The sequence below is a fragment of the Leeuwenhoekiella sp. ZYFB001 genome, assembly GCF_011784865.1.
Taxonomy (GTDB): Bacteria; Bacteroidota; Bacteroidia; order Flavobacteriales; family Flavobacteriaceae; genus Leeuwenhoekiella; species Leeuwenhoekiella palythoae.
In genome coordinates this window covers 452,379-471,042 of record NZ_CP050460.1, presented here as the reverse complement: position 1 = coordinate 471,042, position 18,664 = coordinate 452,379, and the positions used below count along the sequence as shown (strand labels likewise).

The window sequence follows — 18,664 nt, the reverse complement described above, 5'->3', positions numbered from 1 at the left end:
AGCCTAGAACAAGTCATTATGCTAGAGCTTCAAATCACAAATATTACAGACTATAAATTGTTGATTGATCGAATAGAGCAGATACTCATTCCTTCTAAAATCACAATAACTGCAGAGGCAACGACGCCTATTCTTCTAGACAACGACAAATCGGTTGAAGGTACAAGAGCCATTCACAACTATCTTGATGAGTTAGAAAGTTTTTCGAAGCAATGGTACGCATGCCGCTGTGATATGTTTCCATAAGAATTCATATAAAACGTATTTATTACATTTATTTATTTCTATTTTTAGAGCCTAGTTTTTCAAACACCAGATTATGCTCAAAAATACCTTAGTTCTTGTAATACTTCTTTTCTCTTTGGTGCTTTCAGCTCAACAAACACGGCGTGTGGAGACCTTAGAGGAAAATTGGAAATTTCATAAGGGAGAAATCACAAACGCAGAAACTAGCGATTTTGATGACGCACAGTGGCAAACAGTTTCAGTACCTCACGACTGGGCGATTTACGGCCCATTTGACAAAGAGATCGACAAGCAAACCGTTGCCATTACTCAAAACGGAGAGAGCATACCCACCGAAAAAACCGGGCGCACCGGAGCCTTACCTTTTACCGGTACAGGGTGGTACAGAAAGAATTTCAATATTGATGCAGCAGATCTTAATAAAAAAGTTCTTCTCCTTTTTGAAGGCGCTATGAGCGAACCTGAGGTGTATCTCAATGGTAAAAAAATTGGCGAATGGGCTTACGGCTATGCGTACTTTTACTTTAATATCAGCGACGCACTTCTAGAAGGTCAAAATACGCTCGCTGTAAAACTTTCTAATGCCGAATTTTCATCGCGTTGGTATCCCGGTGCAGGCTTGTACAGACCTGTGAGCTTAATCATCAAAGACCCTGCAAGTATAGACCAATGGGGAACTACCATCACAACTCCGGTTGTTACTCAAGAAGTGGCTAAAGTCAACATCAAAACGAATTTTAGCGGTAAAAATCTTAGTCTAAAAACGACCATTTATGATGCTCAAAATCTAGTTGTAGCTCAGCAGCAAACACCGGTATCTTACGATCAGCAATTTGACCAAAATTTAAAAGTTGTGAAGCCCAGTTTATGGAGTCCTGAAAATCCATACCTCTACAAAGCCGTAACGCAGCTGTATGCTGGTGACGAACTTAAGGATGAAGTTGCTACAAAATTTGGTATTCGATCCATCAATTATTCCGCAGAAAACGGTTTTCAGCTCAATGGCGAAACCCGTAAATTTAAGGGTGTTTGCTTGCATCACGATTTAGGACCTTTAGGCACTGCCGTCAACAAAGCAGCGTTGCGCAGGCAAATGCAAATTTTAAAAGATCTGGGGTGTAACGCCATTCGCAGTGCGCATAATATGCCTTCATTTGAGCAACTGGAATTAGCAGATGAAATGGGTTTTTTATTTCTGGCGGAAAGCTTTGACGAATGGAAAAAACCTAAAGTAAAAAATGGCTACAATCGGTTTTTTGATGACTACGCCGAAAAAGATGTAGTAAATCTTGTGCGCGCTACGCGCAATCATCCTTCTATTGTTATGTGGAGCGCCGGTAACGAGGTGCCCGATCAGTACGGAAGCGCCGGGGTAAAACGCGCCTTATGGTTGCAAAATATTTTTCACCGGGAAGATCCTACACGCCCCGTTACCGTGGGTATGGATCAAGTAAAAGCCACAATGGAGTCTGGTTTTGGCGCCATTCTGGATATTCCCGGCTTAAACTACCGCGTCCATCTGTATGAAGAAGCTTATGAAAAGTTTCCGCAGGGCTTTATTTTGGGTTCAGAAACTGCTTCAACGGTGAGTTCGCGAGGCATTTACAAATTCCCTGTTGAAAAAGCGAGTATGAAAGAATATCCTGATTTTCAAAGTTCGTCGTACGATCTCGAATATTGCAGTTGGTCAAATCTTCCGGAGACAGATTTTATTATGCAAGATGATAAACCTTGGGTGATTGGGGAGTTTGTTTGGACCGGTTTTGACTATCTTGGTGAACCCACGCCTTATGACACCAGCTGGCCTTCTCGAAGTTCGTATTTTGGGATGATCGACCTTGCAGGAATACCAAAAGACAGGTATTATCTCTACCGCAGCCGTTGGAATACAGAAGATGAAACGCTTCATATGTTACCCCATTGGAATTGGGAAGGTCGCGAGGGCAAAAAAACTCCGGTTTTTGTATACACCAGTTATGACCGCGCCGAGCTTTTTGTAAACGGAAAAAGCCAAGGAATTCGTATCAAAAATGATTCTACACCGCAAACACGGTATCGCCTGATGTGGAATGATGTTATCTATGAACCCGGTACACTAAAAGTGGTCGCGCTTGATAAAAATGGAAAGCAAGCTGCTGAAAAAACCATTAAAACTGCGGGAAAACCTCATCAAATTATTTTGGAAGCAGACCGAAAAACCATCACTGCAAACGGAAAAGACCTTAGCTTTGTTACGGTTTCTGTGGTTGACAAAAACGGCAACCCCTGCCCCACTGCAACAAACGCATTGAAGTTTAAAGTTACCGGTAAAGGTAATTTTAAAGCGGTTTGTAACGGTGATCCTACTTCTTTAGCATCGTTTTATGAGCCTCAGATGAAACTTTTTAGCGGCAAACTCGTGGTTCTTGTAGAAAGCACTAAAAACCCCGGAAACCTTAATCTTGAAGTGTCAGGCAAACAGCTTAAAAAGGCAACTATCTCGATAACCACGCTTTGATGATTTTGCATAGTAAAGCTTCGTTTTGAATTTCGTAACTTTATAAAAAAGAAAAAGATGATGCACGCTACCGCTCGATTTGACCTCGCTATTCAAAAATTATACAAAGCATTTCATAATGACACCCTCAATCCTGAATGTTGTAAAAGTTGTGCTGTAGGAAATATTCTAGATAATACAGACAGCTGGAAACACCTTACGGAAGGCCACGGAAGCAATAAACTTACCTATGTGGGTAAAGTGCATCAATCTTTAGGTAGAACATTCGCGGGCTACTCACCTCTAGAATTACTTCAGATCGAAGCAGCATTTTTAGAAGGTTGCGGGTATTCGCTTCCGCTTTCTAGACGTTCAGAAGTTACTGTTGATCGCACTTCAAAAGAAGTGATGTTCAATGGAATGTGCCAAGCAGTAGCATTGCTCTGCAAACTGGACCAGATTCCAAATGCTATGGATTATTCTAAACTCTTTGAGTTTGAAAATAACCAACCGGTAAATGATTTTTTGGCTTTGCCATAACTTAATTATCCACGCTTATTTTACTGCATTCCGTGCAGAACATTTATCTTTGATTTGGCTTTAGGGGTATTCTAGCAACTAGAATTGAGACAGTCCCTTTGAACCTGTTTGGTTGAGACCAGCGTAGGGAAAAGTATCTACATTGCACTTCTACTCTAGAAGTAACTCTATAGCCATTGAACTTTTAAAATCAATCTATGAAAGAGTTACTTTTTAAGCATATTACCAGTGTTCGCGAGCAAGCTCCGTTGGTACAAAATATCACCAATTATGTTGTGATGAATAATACCGCAAACGCCTTACTTGCGGTAGGCGCTTCCCCTATAATGGCCCACGCTCATCCCGAAATGCAAAGTATGCAAGCCATCTGCCAGGCTTTGGTGATTAATATTGGTACCCTTGATGAATACTGGGTAGAATCTATGATATTGGCGGTTGCAGCCGCAAATCAAAATAACAAACCCTGGATTTTAGATCCGGTGGGTGCTGGCGCTACTGCGTATCGTGATGAAGTACTTAGCGAATTACTGGCGCTAAAACCTACAGCGATCAGAGGCAATGCGTCAGAAATTTTGGCTTTGGCAAAACATAATACCACAGCCACAAAAGGAGTTGATAGTACTTCTTCTAGCCTGGAAGCCATTGAAGCTGCGCAATTTTTAAATAAAGAATACGGCGCTTTAGTCGTAATATCAGGTGCTGTTGATATTGTAGTTTCTGAAGAAAGTGTTGATCAACTTAAAAACGGAGATGCGCTGATGACTAAAATCACCGGAATGGGATGTTCTGCGACGGCGATTCTTGCTGCATTTATTGCTGTAATTCCTAATAAAAAAGAAGCCGCTCTTGCTGCTACTTCTTTAATGGCAGTCGCCGGGGAACTTGCCGCCAAGTCTTCTCAAGGCCCGGGAAGTTTACAAACGCATCTTCTTGATAAATTGCATTCGATCACCAAAGAGGAGTATATAAACACCGTCAAAATTCTAGATTAAGTATGGCAAGTGCATTTCCATACCGTCTTTATTTAGTGATTTCTGAAGAAGCATGCCAGGGCAGAAATTTTCTCGAAGTTGCAGAAGCCGCAGTTCAAGGTGGTGTTGATCTTATTCAGCTACGCGAAAAAAAAGATACTACCGAAGCCTTCTTAAATAAAGCGCTGCAGTTGAAAGAAGTGTTGCAGCCGTATAACGTGCCGCTGATTATCAACGATAATCTTGAGGTGGCTCAAAAAAGCGCTGCAGCAGGGATTCACGTGGGGAACTCAGATATTGCTCCAACTAAAATAAAAGTAGCTTGGGAATCTTGCGGGATTCTAGGCTATTCTATTGAATATCTTGAACAGCTATATAACGAGCAAACCTATACTTCAGATTATTTAGGAATAAGTCCTGTATTTGACACTGCTACCAAAACAGATACCGTTACAACCTGGGGTTTAGATGGCATTGAAAAAATTAGAGCGAGCACTCAAAAACCGCTTGTAGCCATTGGTCATATGAAGGCTTCCAATGTCAAAAAAGTAATTGAAGCCGGAGCAGATTGTATTGCGGTAGTTTCAGCGATTTGCGCTGCCAAAAATCCCAAAAGCGCTGCAAAAGAATTACGCTTGGAGATTGAAAAAGGACTGAAATCACGCACAGTAAAACCATATTAATTATGAAGTACTATAAATATCCTACGGTTTTAAGCATTGCCGGATTTGACGGAAGCGGAGGTGCCGGCATTCAGGCTGATCTTAAAACCATTTCGGCATTAGGCTGCTACGCCACCACAGTGCTTACCGCACTTCCGGTACAGAATACTACGGGGGTTCAGTCCATTTTTAGTATTCCTACTTCTGTTGTAAAAGAGCAACTGGATTCTATATTTGAAGATATTCCGCCTTGCGCTGTAAAAATAGGCATGGTTCACATGCCAGAATTGGTAGAAGTTATTGCTGCTAAACTCAATGAATATCCGGATATTCCGGTTGTTTTTGATCCGGTGATGGTCGCGACCAGTGGTCACAAACTTATTGAGAATGCGACCATAAAAAGTATTGTAACATCACTTTTCCCTCGTGCCAATGTGATCACACCCAATATGGACGAAGCTGCTATCCTCGCTGATATGCCTGTTAAAAGCCTTGGTGATATGCGGCTCGCCGGAACTAAAATCCTTAAACTGGGCTGCAAATCGGTGCTTCTAAAAGGTGGACATTTAAAGACTGATCTATTGACCTCATTCTTTTTTGATCAGGATCAAAGCGTTCACGAATTTGAGTTTGAAAAGTTTAAAACGCAAAATATGCACGGCTCAGGATGTACGCTTTCTTCAGCGATTGCTTCTTTTTTAGCTCAAAAACATAGCCTTTTACAAGCCGTGACCAAAGGTCAGGACTATGTGCATCAAGCTATTTATCATGCTAAAGACGCCAAAATAGGTCAAGGTAACGGGCCTCTCAATCATTTTTTCAATCCTCAAAAATTAATCAAATATGAGCTGGAGTAAAGCGAGCTGGCAACGAATAGAAGGCATATATTCTGAAATTTTAAAGATGCCGTTTATCACCCAATTAACTGATGGCACACTACCTTTAGAGCAGTTTCAATTTTACGTTTTACAAGATTCTAGTTATTTGGAAAACTTTGGCCGGGCGCTTGCTTTAATCGCTGCCCGAGCACACGACGTAGAAGACATCCTCACTTTTACGCGTTTTGCCGAAGGTGCTATTGTGGTAGAAAACGCATTACACGAATCGTTTTTTAAGGAGTTCCATATTGATAGAACTGGGGCTTTAGGGCCTACCTCGCATCATTACGCACACTTTTTAAAAAGTACCGCGGCCTTAGAGCAAGTAGAAGTTGCGATGGCAGCCGTGTTGCCATGCTTTTGGATCTACAAAAAAGTAGGTGACGTGATCTACGAAAAACAAAAACAGCAAAATAATCCCTACCAAAAATGGATTGATACCTATGCCGGGGAAGAATTTAGTGTTCTTGTTGAGCAAGCTATTGCAGCTTGCGACCGTGTCGCAGCTACCTGCACAGCACAACAACAAGAGCGTATGCACCACGCGTTTTATACTGCCAGTCAATTAGAATTTATGTTTTGGGATAGTGCTTCGGCTTTGCGAACCTGGCCGTTCTAGACCGCTGATGTTAAATAATTATTAATTCAAATAAATTGTGTCACGTACCCTTAAAAGCATCGTCTTTAGGTAGTGTTACAATTAACAGAATGATTTTCATTTATTTATTTGGATTAGCCGCCATCAGATTTGAAAATTAGATTTAGCGTTAATTATATATTTTGAAGCCCTGAGCCATACGTGCTGAGGGCTTTTCTTTTTAAACACTCTTAGTATTCTGATAATTAGTAAATTAGATTAAAATCTATTTACTATGCCCAACATATCAGATACACCGCCCGAAGCTATTCAGCAAAACATCAACGCGCTAACCACAGATTTAGAAGCTAGGATTCCTTCAAAAAAGCTTGATCAAAATTTACTCATCGCCACGTGGAATATTAGGCACTTTGGCAATTTAACACGTGAATGGTATAGCGGGGATGGCGACAGCCCTAAACGCGATTTACATAGTCTATTATGTATTGCAGAAATTCTTAAGCGTTTTGACATCATCGCTATTCAGGAAGTGAAGTCCAACTTACGTGCGTTGCGCGATACCTTGAAATATTTAGGCAACCACTGGTCTCTCATACTTACAGATGTTACAGCCGGTGCACCCGGAAATGGTGAGCGTATTGCATATATTTTTGATACCCGCAGGGTGCAATTATCAGGCTTGGCGTGCGAACTTGTTGTTCCTGAAGAGCAGTTAAATGCCATTGAAGGTGATGCGTTGCGCAAGCAGTTTGCGCGTACTCCGTATGCGGTGAGCTTTAAAAGTAATCAGCATACCTTTATTCTCGTTACAGCGCATATCTTATACGGAAAGAATACTGCTGCGCGTATCCCTGAACTTAAAGCGATTGCCGGTTGGCTTGCAGAGTGGACCTCAAATCTCAATGCCTATCACCAGGATATGATCGTTTTAGGTGACTTCAATATCAATGTTCGCGGAGATTTATTAGACCAATCTTTTTTATCACAAGGGCTTTACGTACCACCCCAACTTCAAGATCCTTCGGTAACCCGCTCCATTTTTAATGAAACAAAATATTATGACCAACTGGCGTGGTTTCGTGATGTTTCCACTAATAAAGAGTTGACGATGCAGTTTATAAATGGGGGCAATTATGATTTTCTACCCTTTGCACTCAGCAATAGAAACCTCAGCAAGCGTTCGCTTTCCTATATGATTTCTGATCATTATCCGTTGTGGGCTGAATTTAAAATTTGAAACCATGACTTGTCTAGAGAATTACCAAGCCTGCACCCAACCACTTTATTAACAGTCATTTAACTAAATTTTGTGAGTTTTCAGAAAACCTAAAGCACTGATACATCCGTAAATATTGATGAATTACACTAATAATTTTTCAATTTTTCTAATCAAATTAAGCTATTTATGAAAACAATTTTTACAAAATTTAGCATTATTGCAATAGCTGTGAGCACGCTCATAGCCTGTAATAATGATGATGACGCGACCCCTGTTGTGGTTGAAGAACCCACTTGTAGTGACGGAATTATGAATGGAGACGAGACCGGTATTGACTGTGGCGGTTCTTGTATGCCTTGTGAAATGGCATCTAACCCGGGAAGACGCGCAGACCTTTACGTAACCAACAACACTGACGGAAATATCACAAAATACAGTGTTTCTGGCGACTCAATTGTGACCTACACTACTACTTCAACAGCTGCAGAAGGAATTTACTACGATGCAGAATCTGACCTGTTAGTACAAGCTTCACGCTCCGGATTGATGCTTGATGCGTATGCCGGTACAAGTACCTTAGGAACTGCAAGCATCAACGCTTCGTTCAGCACATTCACAGATTTAAATAGTCCACGGGAGTTAGCCGTTAGTGGTGACTATTATGTAGTTGCTGATAATGGTGAAAATAAATTCTTTGTGTATTACAAAGTAGGAAACAGTTTTGCGCTGTATTATACTGTAGAAGTACCGTTCCCAGTTTGGGGAATTGCTTTTAAAGGAAACGACCTTTATGCTGTTGTAGATACTACCAGCGACCTTGCTGTTTATTCAGACTTTATCGTTAATGCGATGGATGGAATGATGTACCCTTCAAAACGTGTAACTATCGAAGGTATCGTGCGTACCCACGGGCTAACCTATGATGGTACTAACGATGTGATGATTATGACTGATATTGGTGCTGCCTCAAATGCTACAGATGATGGTGGTTTTCACGTAATCAGTGAGTTTTCGACCAAATTTGATGCACTTTCAGATGGTGAAGTTTTACCGGTAGGAATGCAAACACGCATTGCCGGATCTTCAACAATGATGGGGAATCCTATTGATGTAGCGTATGATTCTGAAACCGGAGCGATCTACATTGCAGAAGTTGGTAATGGTAAAATACTAGGATTTACAGATTGGGGCGATGGTGGTGATATTAGTCCGAGTTTAGAAATTGATCTTGCTACCGCATCTTCTATTTATTTCTCAAGTGATGAAACCGATGGAAACGTTGGGATGTCTTCAATAAATCAAACTACACGTTTATATACTACTTCTACTGCTGACGGAACCATTACTGTTTATGATGGATCAGGAGCAATGGTTAGTATGATCAGCAGTGCTTCTGCTAGCTCTGAAGGTATTTATTATAATGCATTTGATGATGCGCTTTTATTAGGATCACGCTCGGAAGGAGAACTACAATACTACAGTGATTTTTCAACCTTAATGAATGGTGGTAGCGCAACGGCAGCATTTGCTGCAGATTTGCCAACATCCAGTACCCGAGAGATCGCCGTGTATGGTAACAAGGTTGTAGTAGCAGATAATCCTGCAAATATGTTCTATGTGTATTCGTACAACGGAAGCTCTTTCACTCTTGAGAACACCTTTGATCCAGGTTTCCCGGTTTGGGGAATCACATTTAAAGGCGGCGATTTACTTGCAGTGGTAGATACTACAAGTGACTTGGCAATTTTTGAAGATTTCTTCAGCAATACAATGGATGGGGCACTAACGCCAACCAAACGCGTAAGCATTGGCGGAATCGTGAGAACCCACGGAATTACCTACAGCGCCGCAGATGACGTACTGGTCATGACTGATATTGGTCTTGCTGCCGGTGGTGCTCTTGATGGCGGTATAAATGTTATTCAAGATTTTAGCGCTGTAATTGAAGCTACTGCAGACGGCGGAAGCATCAGCATTGCAGATCAGAATATTATTGAAGGGTTAAGCACCCTTATGAACAATCCTATTGATGTAGCGTACGATCACAAGACCAAAACTGTTTTTGTATCTGACATTGCTACCGGAGCCGTTCTTGGGTTTAGCAATGCGCTTAGCGCAAGCGGGAATATTGCTCCCTCAGTAAATAATACCCTTACCTCAGCGTCTTCGCTGTATCTATATAACAATTAATAGATAAACCTACTTAATACACTGCCTCAGGATAAACTTCTGAGGCAGTTATTTTTAATAAGTGTAATAGTCATCTCGATGTTCGAGTGAAAAAGCCTCTTGAGAGGCTTTTTTTATAGGAAATCTTCAATAAAGTGATACAAAAGTAACAGCCATCCCACTGCTAACAACAAACCTCCTAAAGGAGTTATCGGCCCCAAAAATCGCCATTTCTTTCCTGAAGCACCAGTAATGCATAGACCATAAATAGAAAATGAAAACAACAAAGTACCGAATACAAAACAGTTGATGATCAATTGTTCATGAAGTGTATTGAAGCCCAAATTAAAGCTTAAAACAAGCAATACGATCGCGTGATACATTTGATACTTCACACCGGTCTCAAAGCTTGCCATTTGATCTGAAGTGAATTTTTTCTTCAATGCGTGAGCACCAAAAGCCCCCAATACGATAGCCAAAAATCCATAAAAGGCAGCAAAAAACTGAGCTACTAAAATTGTTTCCATAGGTTTCTTAGAGTATTTCTGTAAAGGTACGTGCTCTAATTCTAATAACTCTCCTCCCACAAACTTTACTAGGTCGCACACCCTATTTCTTCACTACAAGGCGCAGCGCATTTAATCTCGCTAATCACGTCAAGCAGCCGTATAAGAATGCTTATCTTTAAACTCCTATTATATAATACTAGTTCGCTAAAAAATGAATTTAAAAAAATACATCAACGACATTCCTGATTTTCCAAAAGAAGGAGTCGTATTTAAAGATATTTGTCCGCTACTGGCTTCTCCAAAAGCGACCGACTATGCTGTAGATTTATTGGCAAAAGGCTTGCACGATATCAATGTTACAAAAATTGTGGGTATAGAAAGTAGAGGATTTTTATTTGGCTTGGCTTTAGCGCAAAAAATGGGAGTAAGCTTTGTACCTATTAGAAAGCCGGGAAAGTTGCCAGGTGCTATTCTTCAGCAAAAATACGCCTTAGAATATGGTGAAGATTGTATTGAAATTCAAGAGGAAGCCATACAACCAGGAGATTATGTAGTGGTTCACGACGATGTGCTGGCTACCGGCGGAACTGCTGCCGCTGCTTGTAAACTTGTAGAACAGTGTGGTGCAACTGTAGTGCAGTGCAATTTTTTAATGGAGTTAGGCTTTCTTGACGGAAGGTCAAAGTTAAAGCAGTATCACTTGCATAGCTTGATGCACTATTAATCTAATGCATTTTTAGTTACCCAAAGTTTGTAACCAAATAGCGCCAATTGCAATTTGCTTGCTTTGGCAAGATCTACCTCTTTCTTAGTTAAACTGGGTAGCACTTTCTTATTGATTTTAGCTAATGTTTTAAAAAATCGTTTTTTCATAATGCTGTTTTAATGCTAACAAATTAAAGAATCAGTATACTCAAATTTAGGCTTTTAACAGTATTCTGTGCGCGCTTACAGAATATGTTAAGACGAATTTGTGATTATCCAAAAACTGTCTCAATGATTGTTAAAATTAAAGTGACCATAATGTTGATTTTTTGATTGTTAAACATTTATCTGACCACAAATACGGAAGTAAAACGCACATCTACAAGGTTTTCGCGAAGTATTAATGCAATTGAATACAGAATTGTAAGTAAAAAGATTAGTTCTATTTTCAATTAAAATAGAAACACCTTCGATTAAGTTTACATTAATAAATAAAATTCGCAAAAAACAATTTACCTGTAACTTTTACAGGCTGTTTTTTAAGAGTTTTGAAATACTGAAGGGCTAAAAAGTTGATTTTTCATTAAAAAAATTGCATTTCATCTTTTTCAATCAACTTACTCGGGCAAAATTACTTGGTCGCACGCATAAAAAAATCCGGTGCAACTGATAGTCACACCGGATTCTAAAATGCATTGAAAATAGTTCAGACTATTTTTCTTTCTGCTTTGTGAAAATTTCGATTACTCCTTCAGTTTCTTCATCAACATAGTTTTTATATTTTTTAAAAGGTGTGTCTCCTTTAAGGATATTTATAGAATCTATAATCTTAATATCTATTGATTTAAAGTCAAAATCTTCTTCGTCCATGACTTTCCCATCAATAACATAAATTACATTTGAAACTTTCTGTGGTTGACGAACCCTATAATATATGTTTTGGGATTTTCTATTAGTCGCATTTTTAAACTCCGAAGCATTGATCACACGTTCTTTATCCATAAAAACGCTGTCCTCTTTAAAGTTCATACGCGCTCTCATTTTACTACGCATAGCTTCTTCGCGTTCTTTCATTTCAGCTTTTCGAGCTTCCATTCGCTCTTGCATCGCTACGCGGCGTTCTTCCATTCTGGCTTTCATTTCGGTTCTTCTTTCGGTAGAATCACTAAATCGTGCCTGCATCTCTTCTCTGCGCGCTTCCATTTCCTTGATACGTGCTTGCATTTCTTCCTTTCGCTCAGCTAATGCTTCGGCGGTCATCGCACTGCGCTGCACAATTGAATTTTGTCCTGAGACTACTCCAAAAGTACCTTCAGCACTTCGATAGACCGCAATAGGTTCGATTGCATTTCCATCCCTATTATAACTTGCGGAAGCTTTATTACCGGTTTCCCGATCTTGAATTTCAATTTTTATTCTAGAAATTTCTCCTGCATCGTTATACTTCAGTCTAGAAAACTGCATAGCAACATCATACTCGGCATCCAATGCTTTCGCAATGGCTTCAATCTCACGTTCTGTTGTTGTTGGGGTGATGATCTTTTTAAACGGCTTAGTGCTCGCTTTTTGTGTTTTCTGTGGTGCTGGTTGAGGAGCATCTTCAATGATCTCTGGCAAATTCATTGTATTCTGATTCCCCGTAGTCGTTAAGCTATTTTTTACTTGCGGACTTAAAGTATATCCCTTAACTCCATCTTTAGCGATCACGGTTTTGTGCTGCCCATCATTAACATCAACAATGATAATTTCTTGCTTATCATAACTTATAGCATACTTAAATGGATTGCCAAGATCATCCTGTTTGTTTAGCTCAAGCGTTCTTTTAAAATCAGCTTGGCCTTTGAATCGGGTTGCGATCGCAAAACCTGTAAGTTGCGCTTGAGTATTGCGCTTTACATTAGTGATCTGTAGATCCACAACATCTATTTCGGTATTAAAATAGCTTTCGATCGCGGCGAGATCTGCATCATTGCTTGAAGGCGAAATATACATCACCGGTGTTGATGAAGCGCTTGTCGCAGTTTCTTCAGTCAGATATTTCACTTCTTCCTTCACATTAAAACTCCACATAAACACACCAAGTACTGGTACGATCAGGAGTATTTTCCACTTTTTAAATTCGCTTGATGATTGCTTGTTTAACATAACTATTCGTTTTTTGATGAATGATTGATAAAATGAATTGGTCAAGGCCGGCGCCCATTTTGGTGCAGCTACTTTGACCAATGCGAGTTGGTACTGCTTATAATTGGTAACCTGACTGGCAGTAGCAGCATCGGCCAGATATTCAAGATTTTCTACAATTGCACTTTTATAGAGCCAAGCAAGCGGATTAAACCACTGAAGAATCAACGTCAACTGTATTAATAAAACATCTAAACTATGATGCTGCTTAGCGTGTGCTTGCTCGTGCAGTAAGATCATCTCTAACTCTTCTAGATCGTGTGCACGTGCATCGATCACTATAGTATTAAAGAATGAAAACGGCGCATCTAAACCATCAATTTGAATGAATTGATGGCCCGCGGCACTGGTTTTTTTTGCATTACGCAAAAAGAACACAACTTTGCTAAGTTTTAGAATAAAAGAGCCTAACATTATCAAGACACCCAAGAGGTAAATCGCAAAGGCCACTTCCCAAAAAGTAAATGCCGGGGCCGCTTCTTCTAAAACTGTCGTGGTATAGTTGGCGTTGGCCAACAGATCAAAATTCATTGCCGGCATTGGCTTATAGATTGTGCGTTTTAAGATTAAAAGCGGGGTAATGAATGATGCCAAAATACCTAAAACCAGATAATGTCTATTGGTTTTAAAAAAGGTTTCGTGCTTCAACAGCAGCGTGTAAAGCAGATAGAATAGACTCAATATGGCTGTGGCTTTAAATAAGTAAAGAAGTGGTTCCATATTATTGTTTGTTTTCGATAATTTCTAAGATCTCACGCAATTCTTCAGCTGTGATTTTCTCCTCTTTGGCAAAGAAGGAAACCATATTCTTATAAGAGCTGTCAAAGAAACGTCGCGTAGCTTCATTCCAAAAGCGCTTGCCATATGCCTCTCTACTTATAATAGGAAAATATTGATGGGTTTTACCAAAGGCCTTATGATCAACATAGCCTTTCTCTTCCAGATTACGCACGATAGTTGAAACAGTATTGTAATGGAGATTTTCATCTTCTAAACCGGCTTGCACTTCTTTTACAAAAGCTTTTTCCAGTTTCCATAGAACGTGCATAATCTCTTCTTCTTTATTGGTCAATTTTTCCATAAGGCTATAATTTTTGGTTTAATCAAGTCAGTTTTAGATAACCTACTGATTAAAAGCACATAGAATTTAATCAAAATCTTAAAACAAACATATAACGAAAAAACTAGTTAACCAACTATTTTTGTAGTTATTTGAATTTTACTTGATCGGTTTATGTAGAAGTACTCCTAGAATCTCCACAGGTTTAACTAAAAAAACCGCAGATTTTGCCCTATTTTTACAAAAAACAGCGCGCATTTGGACATTCTCGAAAATTTTAGAATACTCGATCTCGTCGATATTTTATTGGTAGCCACCCTGCTCTATTACTTGTATAAATTAGTCAAGGGGACCGTCGCCATCAATATATTTTTAGGAATTTGTATCATCTGGGTAATGTGGAAAATCACACAATTGCTTCAGATGGAAATGTTGAGTACCATTCTTGGGCAGTTTATTGGTGCCGGAATGTTTGCCCTCATTGTTGTTTTTCAACAAGAAATACGCAAGTTTCTCCTGATGATAGGCTCTACTAATATTGGCAGAAAAACCGGAATCCTCAAACACTTTAAATTTCTTCATGACGAAGCCCAGGATTCTTCTAAAACTAAAGTAGAAGAGATCATAGATGCCTGCGATAAAATGGGTAAAGTTCGCACCGGCGCTCTCATTGTCATTCAGCGCACAACGCATTTAGACTTTGTTAAGCAAACGGGCGACCAGATGAATATTGAGGTTAACAGACCTATTTTAGAAAGTATTTTCTTCAAAAATTCAACTTTACACGACGGCGCCGTGATCATCGAAGACAATACTATTGTGGCCACCCGGGCTATTTTGCCTGTTTCAAACGAAAGAAACATCCCGTTGCGTTTTGGTTTACGCCACCGGGCTGCAGTAGGAATTACTGAAAAAACAGATGCTGTTGCCCTTGTGGTCAGTGAAGAAACCGGCAACATCAGTTATTTAAAGGATGGCGAATTTGTTTTGTTTAAGAACTTGACCGAACTTATTGAGATTTTGAGAAAGGATCTTAGTTAAATTCTTATGGAAACCAAACCCTCTGACGGTAAGCTCGTCGTCGTTAGCTATTGCCGTAATTGCTTTAAAAACTTAGCCCCTAACGCCGCTTTTTGCGAGAGTTGCGGAGCAAAAATCATCAAAAATCGAATCACAACAAAAAATCTTCTTGAAGATTTTAATGATCGATTTCTTAGTATTGACGGGGCCTTACCAAAAACATTTATTGCGCTTTTTACAAAACCCGAAGATGTCATAGGCGGCTATATTAATGGGGTGCGTAAAAGATACATTTCTGCCTTTGGCTATTTTGCGTTATCGCTTACCATTGCCGGTATCTACGTCTTTGTCATCAAAGAATATTTTCTAGATACGCTTTTTGATCAGTTAGCCTTATCGTCAGGTTCAGATCAGGCTCAGGTAGATCTTACTAAAAAAATTACTGTTGGAATGAATGAGTATCAAGGCTTGTTAAGCATCATCAGCATTCCACTTTTAGCTTTGATCTCCCGGATTGTATTTTGGAATTACAAGCAGTTTAACTACTTAGAGCACGTAGTCATTTACCTGTATGCATTTAGTCATATCAATATTATTTTCTATGCCTTAATCATACTCAGCATCTGGTCGGCTCCGCTATATTCCTTTTTTAGTTTAGTGGGTATGTTCGGTTATATTATCTATACGGGATATGTATTGAAAAGACTATATAACCTAAATGCTGCAAGCCTGATTTTAAAAACTTCCTTATTTCTACTTATAGGAAGCGTTCTACTGCTCATACTAGGAATCGTGATCGGCATTGTAATGGTAAAACTAGGTATGATTGATGAAATGTTAGAAAACATGCAAAACGCCCAGTCTGCTAAAATTTAAGCCGGTTCTTGATTTGCTGCAAACTGTACTTCGTGAAGTTTGCGATAATGACCGTTCTCTACTTGTAAAAGTTCTTTGTGACTTCCCATTTCAACGATCTGGCCTTTTTCCATCACAATGATCTTGTCAGCTTTTTTAATGGTTGCAAGGCGGTGCGCAATCACTATAGAAGTACGCCCTTTAGTGATCTTATTGATCGCTTTCTGAATCAAATATTCACTATTTGAATCAACTGAAGATGTCGCCTCATCCAGAACAAGAATACTCGGGTTACTTACATACGCTCTTAAAAAGGCGATCAATTGGCGCTGCCCACTTGATAACATCGCACCGCGCTCTTTCACATTATAATGATAGCCGTTAGGCAGACTGCTTATAAATTGGTCTACGCCAATGGCCTTAGCCGCAGTGATCACATCTTCTTCTGTAATATCAGGATTATTAAGCGTGATGTTGTTTAAAATAGAATCTGCAAATAAGAATACATCTTGTAATACCACCGCTATTTCTGAACGTAACGATGCCACTTGTACATCACTAATATCAACCCCGTCGATTTTAATTGTTCCACTGTCAATCTCGTAAAACCTACCTAAGAGATTAATGATTGTAGATTTTCCGGCGCCCGTAGAACCAACGATAGCTACGGTCTCCCCTGCCTTTACTTCAAGATTAATTCCGCGTAAAACCTCTTCACCCTCAATATAACTGAATCGCACATTTTCAAAACTGAGATCTCCTTTAATACCGCTCAGCAAGTGTGTCCCGTTGTCTTCTATTCGGGCATCAGTATCCAAAATACCAAAAACTCTATTCGCAGCGACCATTCCCATTTGCAGCGTATTGAACTTATCTGCGATTTGGCGTAAAGGAGTAAACAGCATTTGCGAAAACTGAATAAACGCCGTTACCAGACCAATGGTGATCACATCACTCTGAGCTGCACGCAGTCCGCCGTACCATACTAGTAAACCAATAGTTATTGAAGTGACCATTTCGGCGATTGGAAAAAAGATCGAATTGTACCAAACGGTTTTATTCCACGCGGTCATATGCTTTTTATTGATCTCGTCAAACTTCTTACGCTCAACTGCTTCGCGTGAAAAGATCTGCACGATTTTCATCCCGGTTACGCGCTCTTGCACAAACGAATTGAGGTTTGCTACCTGAGTACGCACTTCTTCAAAAGCTACTTTCATTTTCTGCTGAAAGACTCGTGTAGCGTACAGAATAAAAGGAAGTATCGCAAAAACAATTAGCGATAATTGCCAGCTTTTATAGAGCATCACACCAGCTATTACCAGCATTTTCAGCAAATCACTAATGATCATAAATAGCCCTTGGCTAAAAATACTTGCTATGGTTTCTATATCATTTACGGCGCGGGTCACCAGTCTACCTACTGCAGATTTATCGTAATACTGCATTTTGAAGTAGATCATATGCTTGAACAGCTTGGTACGAATATCAAGCACTACTTGTTGCCCCAACCAGTTTGCAAAGTAGATAAACAGTAATTGAAAGATAGATTCCCCAAAAAGAACTAACAAACTCAGCCCAATGTAATACATCAGACTGTCCATATCTTTAGGCTGCATCCCCTCATCCATCGCATACTCGATGTAAATGGGTCTGAGCACGGCAAAAATCGAGATCAAAATCGCTGAAATCGCGACAAAATACATGCGTGCCTGATAGGGCTTCGTATAGCTTAACAGCTTTTTAAACAAGCCAAAATCAAATGCATTTCCTTTACTACTCGCCATATATTTTAAAAATTTCTTTTGGGTAGGCTACTTCAGTCAAATATAATCCGTGTGCCGGTGCCGAGGCTCCGGCTTGTGCACGTGACCTGCTGGCAATAATAGTCTTTAAAGCTTCCGACTTCATTTTGCCCTGCCCTATTTCAAGCAAGGTTCCCACAATCGCTCTGACCATATTTCGCAGAAAACGGTCTGCCGAAATGGTAAACTTAAGGTTTGTGTTTTCTTGCGTCCAACCTGCTTCGGTAATCTCGCAAATGTACGTTTTAACGTCTGTTTTTGAACGGCTGAAGCATTTAAAATCCTGTTTCCCTAAAAGCAGTTGGGCCGCAGCATTCATCGTATCAACATCTAACGACTTCTCAAAGAAATACGATTGATTGACCAAAAACGGATTCTTAGTCGTATGGATTTTATACTCATAACTTCGGCGAACAGCATCAAATCGTGCATGTGCTTCGGGCCGAACGGGAATCACAGCATTAATCGCGAGTGCTTCGGGTAAAAAACGATTTAAACGAAATTGCAAATGCTGAAGCGCTTCCGTAGAAAAATTTTCATCCCAATCAAAATGAGCAAATAACTGTGTGGCGTGTACTCCGGCGTCTGTGCGTCCTGCACCCACCACCGCAACTTCATTGCGTAGCAAAGTGGTCAACGCTTCTTCTAAAACCTCCTGAACTGTGATACTTTGAGGCTGCCGTTGCCAGCCGTGATAAGAAGTACCGTCGTATACTATATCAATAAAATACCGCAAGCCTGTTGTTTGTGATTGAATTGGCAAAGAT

General features: G+C 39.9%; 18 protein-coding genes and 1 riboswitch. Of the genes, 12 read left to right on the top strand and 6 right to left on the bottom strand.

The genetic code is table 11. From position 1 onward, the window contains the following. The first annotated feature begins 18 nt into the window (after nucleotides 1-18). The 9 genes from HCN54_RS02035 to HCN54_RS01995 all read left to right on the top strand — a co-directional run bounded on the left by HCN54_RS02035 (nucleotide 19) and on the right by HCN54_RS01995 (nucleotide 9,780). Nucleotides 19-246, top strand: coding sequence for a hypothetical protein (locus HCN54_RS02035; RefSeq protein ID WP_167596323.1), 228 nt, complete (start codon nucleotides 19-21; stop codon nucleotides 244-246). 73 nt (nucleotides 247-319) lie between these two features. Then, complete coding sequence (locus HCN54_RS02030) at nucleotides 320-2,743, top strand: DUF4982 domain-containing protein (protein ID WP_167596322.1); 2,424 nt, start codon at nucleotides 320-322, stop codon at nucleotides 2,741-2,743. Nucleotides 2,744-2,803: 60 nt separating this feature from the next. After that, the gene (locus tag HCN54_RS02025; RefSeq protein ID WP_167598814.1) at nucleotides 2,804-3,262 is read left to right on the top strand and encodes a Na(+)-translocating NADH-quinone reductase subunit F; all 459 of its coding nucleotides are present in this window, start codon (nucleotides 2,804-2,806) and stop codon (nucleotides 3,260-3,262) included. 52 nt (nucleotides 3,263-3,314) lie between these two features. Next, nucleotides 3,315-3,409: riboswitch (TPP riboswitch) on the top strand. Between the two features lie 50 nt (nucleotides 3,410-3,459). Next, a complete protein-coding gene (gene thiM, locus HCN54_RS02020) occupies nucleotides 3,460-4,254 on the top strand; it encodes a hydroxyethylthiazole kinase (RefSeq protein WP_167596321.1) in 795 nt (264 codons plus the stop codon). Between the two features lie 2 nt (nucleotides 4,255-4,256). After that, on the top strand, nucleotides 4,257-4,916 hold the full coding sequence (thiE, locus tag HCN54_RS02015; RefSeq protein WP_167596320.1) for a thiamine phosphate synthase: 660 nt from the start codon (nucleotides 4,257-4,259) through the stop codon (nucleotides 4,914-4,916). 2 nt (nucleotides 4,917-4,918) lie between these two features. Further along, nucleotides 4,919-5,752 (top strand): bifunctional hydroxymethylpyrimidine kinase/phosphomethylpyrimidine kinase, encoded by an 834-nt coding sequence (thiD, locus tag HCN54_RS02010; protein WP_167596319.1) that lies wholly within the window; start codon nucleotides 4,919-4,921, stop codon nucleotides 5,750-5,752. Next, complete coding sequence (gene tenA / locus HCN54_RS02005; protein WP_167596318.1) at nucleotides 5,739-6,392, top strand: thiaminase II; 654 nt, start codon at nucleotides 5,739-5,741, stop codon at nucleotides 6,390-6,392. Before thiD ends, tenA begins: the two co-directional genes overlap by 14 nt. Before the next feature lie 253 nt (nucleotides 6,393-6,645). Beyond that, a complete protein-coding gene (locus HCN54_RS02000; RefSeq protein ID WP_167596317.1) occupies nucleotides 6,646-7,608 on the top strand; it encodes an endonuclease/exonuclease/phosphatase family protein in 963 nt (320 codons plus the stop codon). Between the two features lie 168 nt (nucleotides 7,609-7,776). Further along, nucleotides 7,777-9,780: a hypothetical protein gene (locus HCN54_RS01995; protein WP_167596316.1), complete on the top strand. Its 2,004-nt coding sequence runs from the start codon at nucleotides 7,777-7,779 to the stop codon at nucleotides 9,778-9,780. 113 nt (nucleotides 9,781-9,893) lie between these two features. Here the strand turns inward: HCN54_RS01995 and HCN54_RS01990 are convergent, their stop codons facing one another. Then, complete coding sequence (locus tag HCN54_RS01990; RefSeq protein ID WP_167596315.1) at nucleotides 9,894-10,286, bottom strand: DUF423 domain-containing protein; 393 nt, start codon at nucleotides 10,284-10,286, stop codon at nucleotides 9,894-9,896. Nucleotides 10,287-10,479: 193 nt separating this feature from the next. Here HCN54_RS01990 and HCN54_RS01985 point away from each other — a divergent pair, with 193 nt between their 5' ends. Further along, nucleotides 10,480-10,992 carry an adenine phosphoribosyltransferase gene (locus tag HCN54_RS01985; protein WP_072983988.1) on the top strand — a complete coding sequence of 171 codons (513 nt, stop codon included), beginning with the start codon at nucleotides 10,480-10,482 and terminating at the stop codon, nucleotides 10,990-10,992. On the opposite strand, the gene HCN54_RS01980 is transcribed toward HCN54_RS01985, so the two are convergent. The 3 genes from HCN54_RS01980 to HCN54_RS01970 form a co-directional block, all read right to left on the bottom strand. After that, on the bottom strand, nucleotides 10,989-11,141 hold the full coding sequence (locus tag HCN54_RS01980) for an SsrA-binding protein (protein WP_072983989.1): 153 nt from the start codon (nucleotides 11,139-11,141) through the stop codon (nucleotides 10,989-10,991). The genes HCN54_RS01985 and HCN54_RS01980 overlap by 4 nt on opposite strands. 543 nt (nucleotides 11,142-11,684) lie before the next feature. Next, nucleotides 11,685-13,877, bottom strand: coding sequence for a M56 family metallopeptidase (locus HCN54_RS01975; RefSeq protein WP_167596314.1), 2,193 nt, complete (start codon nucleotides 13,875-13,877; stop codon nucleotides 11,685-11,687). 1 nt (nucleotide 13,878) lies between these two features. Beyond that, entirely contained in the window at nucleotides 13,879-14,238 is a 360-nt protein-coding gene (locus tag HCN54_RS01970) for a BlaI/MecI/CopY family transcriptional regulator (protein ID WP_072983991.1), read from the bottom strand. Between the two features lie 237 nt (nucleotides 14,239-14,475). Here HCN54_RS01970 and cdaA point away from each other — a divergent pair, with 237 nt between their 5' ends. Both cdaA and HCN54_RS01960 read left to right on the top strand, forming a co-directional pair. Next, a complete protein-coding gene (gene cdaA, locus HCN54_RS01965; protein ID WP_072983992.1) occupies nucleotides 14,476-15,258 on the top strand; it encodes a diadenylate cyclase CdaA in 783 nt (260 codons plus the stop codon). A 6-nt stretch (nucleotides 15,259-15,264) separates the two neighbouring features. Further along, nucleotides 15,265-16,113, top strand: coding sequence for a DUF3667 domain-containing protein (locus tag HCN54_RS01960; RefSeq protein ID WP_167596313.1), 849 nt, complete (start codon nucleotides 15,265-15,267; stop codon nucleotides 16,111-16,113). On the opposite strand, the gene HCN54_RS01955 is transcribed toward HCN54_RS01960, so the two are convergent. Both HCN54_RS01955 and truA read right to left on the bottom strand, forming a co-directional pair. After that, a complete protein-coding gene (locus tag HCN54_RS01955; RefSeq protein WP_167596312.1) occupies nucleotides 16,110-17,879 on the bottom strand; it encodes an ABC transporter ATP-binding protein in 1,770 nt (589 codons plus the stop codon). The two genes, HCN54_RS01960 and HCN54_RS01955, sit on opposite strands and share 4 nt — an antisense overlap. Next, a complete protein-coding gene (gene truA, locus HCN54_RS01950) occupies nucleotides 17,869-18,660 on the bottom strand; it encodes a tRNA pseudouridine(38-40) synthase TruA (protein WP_240924926.1) in 792 nt (263 codons plus the stop codon). Before truA ends, HCN54_RS01955 begins: the two co-directional genes overlap by 11 nt. Nucleotides 18,661-18,664: the final 4 nt, after the last annotated feature.

Bases quoted from the DNA above. Each gene is read 5' to 3' on its own strand.
- HCN54_RS01970 (WP_072983991.1), bottom strand. From the start codon at position 14,238: ATGGAAAAATTGACCAATAAAGAAGAAGAGATTATGCACGTTCTATGG.
- thiE (WP_167596320.1), top strand. From the start codon at position 4,257: ATGGCAAGTGCATTTCCATACCGTCTTTATTTAGTGATTTCTGAAGAA.
- HCN54_RS01990 (WP_167596315.1), bottom strand. From the start codon at position 10,286: ATGGAAACAATTTTAGTAGCTCAGTTTTTTGCTGCCTTTTATGGATTT.
- tenA (WP_167596318.1), top strand. From the start codon at position 5,739: ATGAGCTGGAGTAAAGCGAGCTGGCAACGAATAGAAGGCATATATTCT.
- HCN54_RS02000 (WP_167596317.1), top strand. From the start codon at position 6,646: ATGCCCAACATATCAGATACACCGCCCGAAGCTATTCAGCAAAACATC.
- HCN54_RS01995 (WP_167596316.1), top strand. From the start codon at position 7,777: ATGAAAACAATTTTTACAAAATTTAGCATTATTGCAATAGCTGTGAGC.
- HCN54_RS02030 (WP_167596322.1), top strand. From the start codon at position 320: ATGCTCAAAAATACCTTAGTTCTTGTAATACTTCTTTTCTCTTTGGTG.
- HCN54_RS01975 (WP_167596314.1), bottom strand. From the start codon at position 13,877: ATGGAACCACTTCTTTACTTATTTAAAGCCACAGCCATATTGAGTCTA.
- thiD (WP_167596319.1), top strand. From the start codon at position 4,919: ATGAAGTACTATAAATATCCTACGGTTTTAAGCATTGCCGGATTTGAC.
- HCN54_RS01955 (WP_167596312.1), bottom strand. From the start codon at position 17,879: ATGGCGAGTAGTAAAGGAAATGCATTTGATTTTGGCTTGTTTAAAAAG.
- HCN54_RS01980 (WP_072983989.1), bottom strand. From the start codon at position 11,141: ATGAAAAAACGATTTTTTAAAACATTAGCTAAAATCAATAAGAAAGTG.
- HCN54_RS01960 (WP_167596313.1), top strand. From the start codon at position 15,265: ATGGAAACCAAACCCTCTGACGGTAAGCTCGTCGTCGTTAGCTATTGC.
- thiM (WP_167596321.1), top strand. From the start codon at position 3,460: ATGAAAGAGTTACTTTTTAAGCATATTACCAGTGTTCGCGAGCAAGCT.
- HCN54_RS01985 (WP_072983988.1), top strand. From the start codon at position 10,480: ATGAATTTAAAAAAATACATCAACGACATTCCTGATTTTCCAAAAGAA.
- HCN54_RS02035 (WP_167596323.1), top strand. From the start codon at position 19: ATGCTAGAGCTTCAAATCACAAATATTACAGACTATAAATTGTTGATT.
- HCN54_RS02025 (WP_167598814.1), top strand. From the start codon at position 2,804: ATGCACGCTACCGCTCGATTTGACCTCGCTATTCAAAAATTATACAAA.